5 protein-coding genes are annotated in these 6191 nt (G+C 54.6%); 3 read left to right on the top strand and 2 right to left on the bottom strand.

The features are described from left to right. Window positions 1-326: 326 nt before the first annotated feature. The 3 genes from JE47_RS0111380 to JE47_RS0111370 all read left to right on the top strand — a co-directional run bounded on the left by JE47_RS0111380 (window position 327) and on the right by JE47_RS0111370 (window position 4038). The gene (locus tag JE47_RS0111380; RefSeq protein ID WP_031459878.1) at window positions 327-2126 is read left to right on the top strand and encodes a DUF1800 domain-containing protein; all 1800 of its coding nucleotides are present in this window, start codon (window positions 327-329) and stop codon (window positions 2124-2126) included. Window positions 2127-2156: 30 nt separating this feature from the next. Then, window positions 2157-3527 (top strand): DUF1501 domain-containing protein, encoded by a 1371-nt coding sequence (locus JE47_RS0111375; RefSeq protein ID WP_031459877.1) that lies wholly within the window; start codon window positions 2157-2159, stop codon window positions 3525-3527. A gap of 82 nt (window positions 3528-3609) precedes the next feature. Next, a complete protein-coding gene (locus JE47_RS0111370; RefSeq protein WP_236631217.1) occupies window positions 3610-4038 on the top strand; it encodes a cupredoxin domain-containing protein in 429 nt (142 codons plus the stop codon). Between the two features lie 196 nt (window positions 4039-4234). Here the strand turns inward: JE47_RS0111370 and JE47_RS0111365 are convergent, their stop codons facing one another. Then, on the bottom strand, window positions 4235-5284 hold the full coding sequence (locus tag JE47_RS0111365; protein WP_031459875.1) for an agmatine deiminase family protein: 1050 nt from the start codon (window positions 5282-5284) through the stop codon (window positions 4235-4237). Between the two features lie 5 nt (window positions 5285-5289). Continuing rightward, window positions 5290-6177, bottom strand: coding sequence for a carbon-nitrogen hydrolase (locus JE47_RS0111360; RefSeq protein ID WP_031459874.1), 888 nt, complete (start codon window positions 6175-6177; stop codon window positions 5290-5292). Window positions 6178-6191: the final 14 nt, after the last annotated feature.

Here is a 6191-nt window from a genome sequence, read left to right as displayed (position 1 = left end):
GGCCCCTCTCCCGCGCTGCGGGAGAGGGGTGTGGTGCAACGACGGATGTCCGTCGGCGCACGGCAATGGCAGGCGCCAAACGACCCAGCTTGCGAGGATGATGTGCGCTGATACGCCAACCGATGGCTTCCAGCCGCCGATCTTGCTCACTCTTCACGCCTCTCGCCAATTGCACGGCTGGGAAAGAATCTGGAAAAGTCTCAATTGAGCGGTAGTAGTAATTGATAGCAAAAGACAGTACCTTTAGGCGATTTTCAATTCTTCCAGTCAAGATTACAATTTTTTCAGATCGTTGAGCAATGACTCAAGTATCTGAAAGGTAAGCTATGGAAATTACGCGCCGCAACTTTCTGGAAGGAAGTGTAGCTCTCGTTGCTGGTGTGGTCACTGCGGGAGTGGCCGCTACTGGAACACCACCCGCGCCGGTGGCTGCGTGTTCATACACACAACCTGCATCGCTCCGTACCATCGCAATGCGCCGACTGGCGTTCGGTCCCAGCCCTGAATTGATGGCAATGTATGATGCCACACCGGGTGCCAGTGATGAGGAACGGTTTGACAACTGGGTGCGTCAGCAGCTTAACTACACGGCAATCGATGATACACCGTGTACCAATCGGATTGACTCGGCTCAGCTTAAGATTCGTTACACCTATAACAATCGCACCGTCAATGAAATCCGTCCGCTCAGTTGGCTATCCGCTTCACGTGAAACGCTCTGGCAACAGCGAGTTATTCCTGATTTACCCCGGGCCGAACGGATACGTCCCTACAACGAAGTGCGTGTCGCCACCTGGATTCGCGCCGTGTGCAGTCGTCGACAGCTCTTTGAGGTGATGGTTGATTTCTGGCACAACCATTTCAACGTGAACGCCACAGCCGATCAACGTATCGCCGCTACCTGGCCAGATTACGACCGCATCATCCGTACTCACGCACTGGGGAATTTCCACGCGATGCTGACCGAGGTTACCAAAAGTGTGGCGATGATGTACTACCTCAACAATGTTAGCAACAAGGCCGGCGGTGGTGAGGGCGGTAATGAAAATTTTGCCCGTGAACTCTTCGAACTACACACACTGGGTAGTGATAACTACCTCAAGTTCTACGATCAACGGGGAAATATCCCGGTGGTTGAATATGGGAGCGAACGCTACGCCGCATCCTACATCGACTATGATGTCTATGAAGCCTCGCGTTGTCTGACCGGATGGACTATTGCAAACGGACGTGACGGTCGACCCAACACGGGAGCGTTCTACTTGATGGATTCCTGGCACGACAACTATCCCAAAACCGTGCTGGCGCCACCTCCCCTCCCTGGCATCGAACCGGCGCCCAACTTCCCCTTCAACAACGGCGCCGAGCAAGATGGAACCAAACTCTTGCGTCTGGTGGCTTATCATCCCGGTACGGCCAGACACCTCTGCACCAAGTTGTGCCGACGGCTCGTTGCCGATAATCCACCGGAATCGCTCATTAATACCGCGTACAACGTCTGGATGCAACACCGTGAATCGCCAGACCAGATTCGGCGCGTGGTTGAGGCCATTCTACTTGCACCAGAAGCGAAGAGCACGTTCGGCGCTAAAATACGGCGGCCATTAGAAGCAATTTGGGCCTTTCTGCGGGCAACGAATGCCTCGCTTCCCAACGACGTGGCCGAGGTTAACGGTGATGTGACAAAAGGCAACTACTGGGAGGGTCTGCTCTGGAGTGTTGATCAGACTGGTCACCGGCTGTTTGGATGGGACACACCAACCGGCCATCCTGACCGCGCTGAGTATTGGGCAAATACGAATGCCCTGCTCAAAACGTGGAATTGTTTTTACACCCTGGCCCAATCGTGGGGTGGCAATGTTCAAATGGATATTGTTGGTCAGACGCCGGCTGGTCTTTCTTGCGCGGGTATTGTTGATTTCTGGTTACAGCGGATGCTGACCTACACACCGACTGGCGATTTACGAACGTTGTTGATCGACTTCCTGGCTCAGGGCTTCGACCCGAATCAACCACCACAGCCGCTTCCAGGTGCACCTGACTGGCGATCACCTGAAGCGGTACGTGATCGCATTGTGGCGATGGTCCAGTTACTGGCAATGAGCCCCGAATTCTGGCTCCGTTAACAAGCACCGAACCAGAGGAGAACCTTACCTATGCAATGGACACGCCGTGAATTTTTGATGGGATGTAGCGCCGCAATTGCGGCTATGGCTGCTGCCCGCATCGGCCAATTGGCATTTGCCGAACCGGCTCAACCGCAGGCTACCAACGAGATTTTCATCCAGATTTTTCTGCGTGGAGGGTGTGATGGGTTGAGCCTGCTCTGTCCTTATGAAGATAACTATTATCGGACGGCGCGTGGTTCGCTGGCATTACCGACAAGCGGGGCAAATGCACCGCTGCGAATTGAACCATACAATCCCTCCTTTAGCATTACAGCCTTTGGCCTTAATAGCCGAATGCCACACCTGCGTGATCTGTACAATAGTGGACATCTCGCATTCATCCATGCTTGCGGGCTGGTCGATGATACACGCAGTCATTTTGACGCAATGGATTACATCGAGCGTGGCACACCAGGGAATAAGACGACTAACAGTGGCTGGCTCACGCGCCACTTGCAAACTCAGGGTGGTGCAACGACCCTCTTACCGGCAGTGGCTGCCAGCAGTGCAACACCGGCTTCACTTCTGAGTTACAATGGCGCAGTAGCCGTTACGTCACCCAAGGCATTCAAAGTAGATACCGGCTGGCGTTACAATCGACCTCAAGAAAATTATCCGTTCCTCAATGTTCTGCGCGAGATGTACAACCGCAGCTCGATTAACCCACTCGCTCAGGCCGGACGGCGTGTCACGCAGGTGATCGATCTGATGCGTGCCTTGGGGGATTATACGCCAGCCAGTGGTATTACGTACCCTGACAATTCATTCGGTAATGCCCTTAAGACAGTTGCACAGTTGATCAAGGCCGATCTGGGGCTTCAAGTGGCAACGATTGATTTTGGCGGTTGGGATACGCACGAAGCGCAGGCGAATAGTGATGGAAGCGGGTATTTACCTGACCGGCTCGGTATCCTCTCGCAGGGCTTGGGGGCTTTTTACAACGATCTGAGCGCTTACCATAGTCGGTTGACTATTGTCGTACTGAGTGAGTTTGGTCGTCGGCTTGGCCGTAATCAGTCGAATGGAACCGATCACGGGCACGGCAATGTGATGATGGTGCTGGGTGGAAATGTGAATGGTCGTCGTATCTACGGTACCTGGCCAGGGCTTCATCCCGATCAGCTCGATAAGCGGCAGGACCTCCAGATTACGACCGACTATCGGCAAGTGCTGAGTGAGATTCTGGTACGCCGACTTGGCAACCCAAAGCTTGGTGTAGTCTTCCCCGGATTGGCAGCGTACAATCCACTAGGTATTGTAAGAGGTCCCGATCTGCCACCCGATCTTTCGGCAAACACGACTACGCTGGCAGATACCGGCTATCAGGTATTTGTACCGGTGATTCAACAGTGTCGTTAGCCGGTTAAATGCCGGTACGTCTTGTACGCTATTGCATGCAAAGGGGCAGGTTTAGAACCTGCCCCTACCGCTCCAGAATGATATGATGTCTATCAGAGGGATACTGGTACTCCTGACATTTCTGCTCGGCGCCTGTGCTACCCCCACAGCAGCCGTTGATCTTACCATTCGTAGCAACGGCTGTATTCCGGCGACGGTCATCATCCCGCCCGAACGTGAGCCAATACTGACTATCCGCAACACAACTGCTGATGCAATGGTCGTGAGCATCCCCACCATGGATCGCTGGGTCGAAGTAGCGCCGGGCGCTGATAGTGTACTCGAATTGCCCCGCTACATTATGGGGTCGTTTGATCTCTTCTGCCTCACTGCTGCCGATCATAGTGCACTAGGCGGTGATAACCCGTTTCTGTGTGTGTTGGAACCGGCAGAATTGATGCCGGTGGCCCGCTCAGCGGGTATGCTGGTTATCGAACCGCACAACCGAATACGCGAGATTCTTGGGCAGTAGTCGCACTCTCATTGAGAGAAGAGAAAGAAGAGTAGACAGCGAGGGAAAGTGCGTAACCGGTCGTTAGTATGTAGAGACGTGCAACTTCCTGTACCGGCGGCGGTTACGACCTGCCCTCGTCATCTGCGGTCATACCTGTCACCGCATGCGACGGGCGAGGTTTACGCTCGCCCTTCCCATCGCCATGAGCCATTAATTAATTGATCGCTGCTGCCGGTACCTGTTGACTGAGACAGTGCCACGATCCAAGCCCCCAGACCACATTGGTCGCATCAATACCCACTACCCGACGGGTAGGGAAGCAGCGCTGCAACACTTCACAAGCCCGCACATCGTTGGGGTGGTTGAAGGTCGGCACAATAACGGCATGGTTAGCAATGTAGAAATTAGCATACGACGCGGGCAGGCGCTGACCCTGGAATACGATCGGCGGCGGCATTGGAATGGTCAGAATAGTGAGTGGCTTCCCGGCGGCATCACGCATCAGTTGCAACCGCCGTAGATTGTCTTGCAGCACGTGGTAGTTTTCATCGCTAGGGTCTTCCTCGACGACCGTAACCACGACTCCAGGCGCCACAAACCGGGCCAGATCGTCAATATGACCGTCAGTGTCATCGCCAACAATCCCTTCGCCCAACCAGAGAATAGTATGCACACCAAGCATATCGCGCAGACGCTGCTCGATTGCCTGCCGGTCGAGGTGTGGATTGCGGTTAGGATTGAGCAGACACTGCTCAGTCGTGAGGAGCAATCCGTTCCCGTCAACATCAATCGAACCACCCTCTAACACCATCCCTCCACAGAAACGGGGTACACCGAGGTACTCGGCCATGCGGGCCGGGATCTGATTGTCGAGGTCGTAAGGTGGGTATTTGTTTCCCCAGGCGTTAAATTCCCAATCGGTAGCCGCCAGTTGTCGACCCTTGGGAGTATCGCGCACCACAAAGATCGCACCGTGATCACGACACCAGGCGTCGTTGGTTGGAAACTCGTGCAATCGAATATCACCAGTAGCACCGGCTTCAGCGAGGAAAGCCCGCGCCTGCTCGGCCATCGCAGCATCGTTTACATTGATATGAACTGTCTCGCCACGAGCCAGTTCAGCCACGAAGCGAGCGTACACTGGCCAGATGCGGTCGATGATCCCGGGCCAGCTCGCCTCTTTGTGAGGCCACGACAACCAGGTGGCCTGATGTGGCTCCCATTCAGCGGGCATCCGGTAACCCAATTCAGCGGGGGTTGCCATCGTGTTTACTCCTCATCGATATAACGGCGCGTTATCTCACCGTAGGCGTCAATTCGCCGATCTCGCAGGAATGGCCAATGAGTACGCTGCACATCGATCCGGGATAGATCAACGGGTGCGACTAGTACTGCCGGTTTATCAACCGGTGCGCGAGCAATAACTACGCCTGCCGGATCGGCGATAAAACTCTGCCCCCAGAACTCGATGCCACCCGCAGGATCGCCTTCGTGACCGGTACGATTGATGCTGACCACATAACAACCGTTGGCAATTCCATGTGAGCGCTGGATGATCTCCCAGCTTTGATGTTGGGCCACGCCATATTCAGCCTTCTCGGCGGGATGCCAGCCAATTGCTGTCGGATAGCACAAAATATCGGCGCCCCGCAGCGCAGTCAGCCGGGCAGCCTCTGGATACCACTGATCCCAGCAAATAAGCACACCAATGCGGGCGTAGCGGGTCTTGAACACCTTAAAGCCCAGATCACCCGGTGTAAAGTAAAACTTTTCGTAAAACAGCGGGTCATCGGGAATGTGCATCTTGCGATATTTCCCCAGATAACGACCATCCGCATCAATGACAGCAGCCGTGTTATGGTAAAGACCTTCGGCCCGCTTCTCAAAGAGACTGGCAATGATCACCACCTGCAACTCAGCAGCCAGGCCAGCAAGTCGCTCAGTACTGGGGCCAGGTACCGGTTCGGCCAGCGCAAAGAAATCGTGGTTCTCGCTCTGGCAAAAGTAGAGGGAACGAAAGAGTTCAGGCAGACATACAATCTGCGCTCCTTGCTCAGCCGCAGCGCGAATACCTGCCTCTGCGGCTGCCATATTGGTTTCGGGATCGGCAGTACAACGCATCTGCACCAGACCGATCTGCACGATTCGTCGGGTCATTCTTGCACTCCATT

Origin of the sequence: Chloroflexus sp. MS-G (assembly GCF_000735195.1) — a bacterium.
In the GTDB taxonomy this organism is placed as follows: domain Bacteria; phylum Chloroflexota; class Chloroflexia; order Chloroflexales; family Chloroflexaceae; genus Chloroflexus.
Note: the sequence above shows the minus strand (reverse complement) of the source record. Positions and strands in the feature narration are given on the sequence as shown.

Bases quoted from the DNA above. Each gene is read 5' to 3' on its own strand.
- JE47_RS0111365 (WP_031459875.1), bottom strand. From the start codon at position 5,284: ATGGCAACCCCCGCTGAATTGGGTTACCGGATGCCCGCTGAATGGGAG.
- JE47_RS0111360 (WP_031459874.1), bottom strand. From the start codon at position 6,177: ATGACCCGACGAATCGTGCAGATCGGTCTGGTGCAGATGCGTTGTACT.
- JE47_RS0111380 (WP_031459878.1), top strand. From the start codon at position 327: ATGGAAATTACGCGCCGCAACTTTCTGGAAGGAAGTGTAGCTCTCGTT.
- JE47_RS0111370 (WP_236631217.1), top strand. From the start codon at position 3,610: ATGATGTCTATCAGAGGGATACTGGTACTCCTGACATTTCTGCTCGGC.
- JE47_RS0111375 (WP_031459877.1), top strand. From the start codon at position 2,157: ATGCAATGGACACGCCGTGAATTTTTGATGGGATGTAGCGCCGCAATT.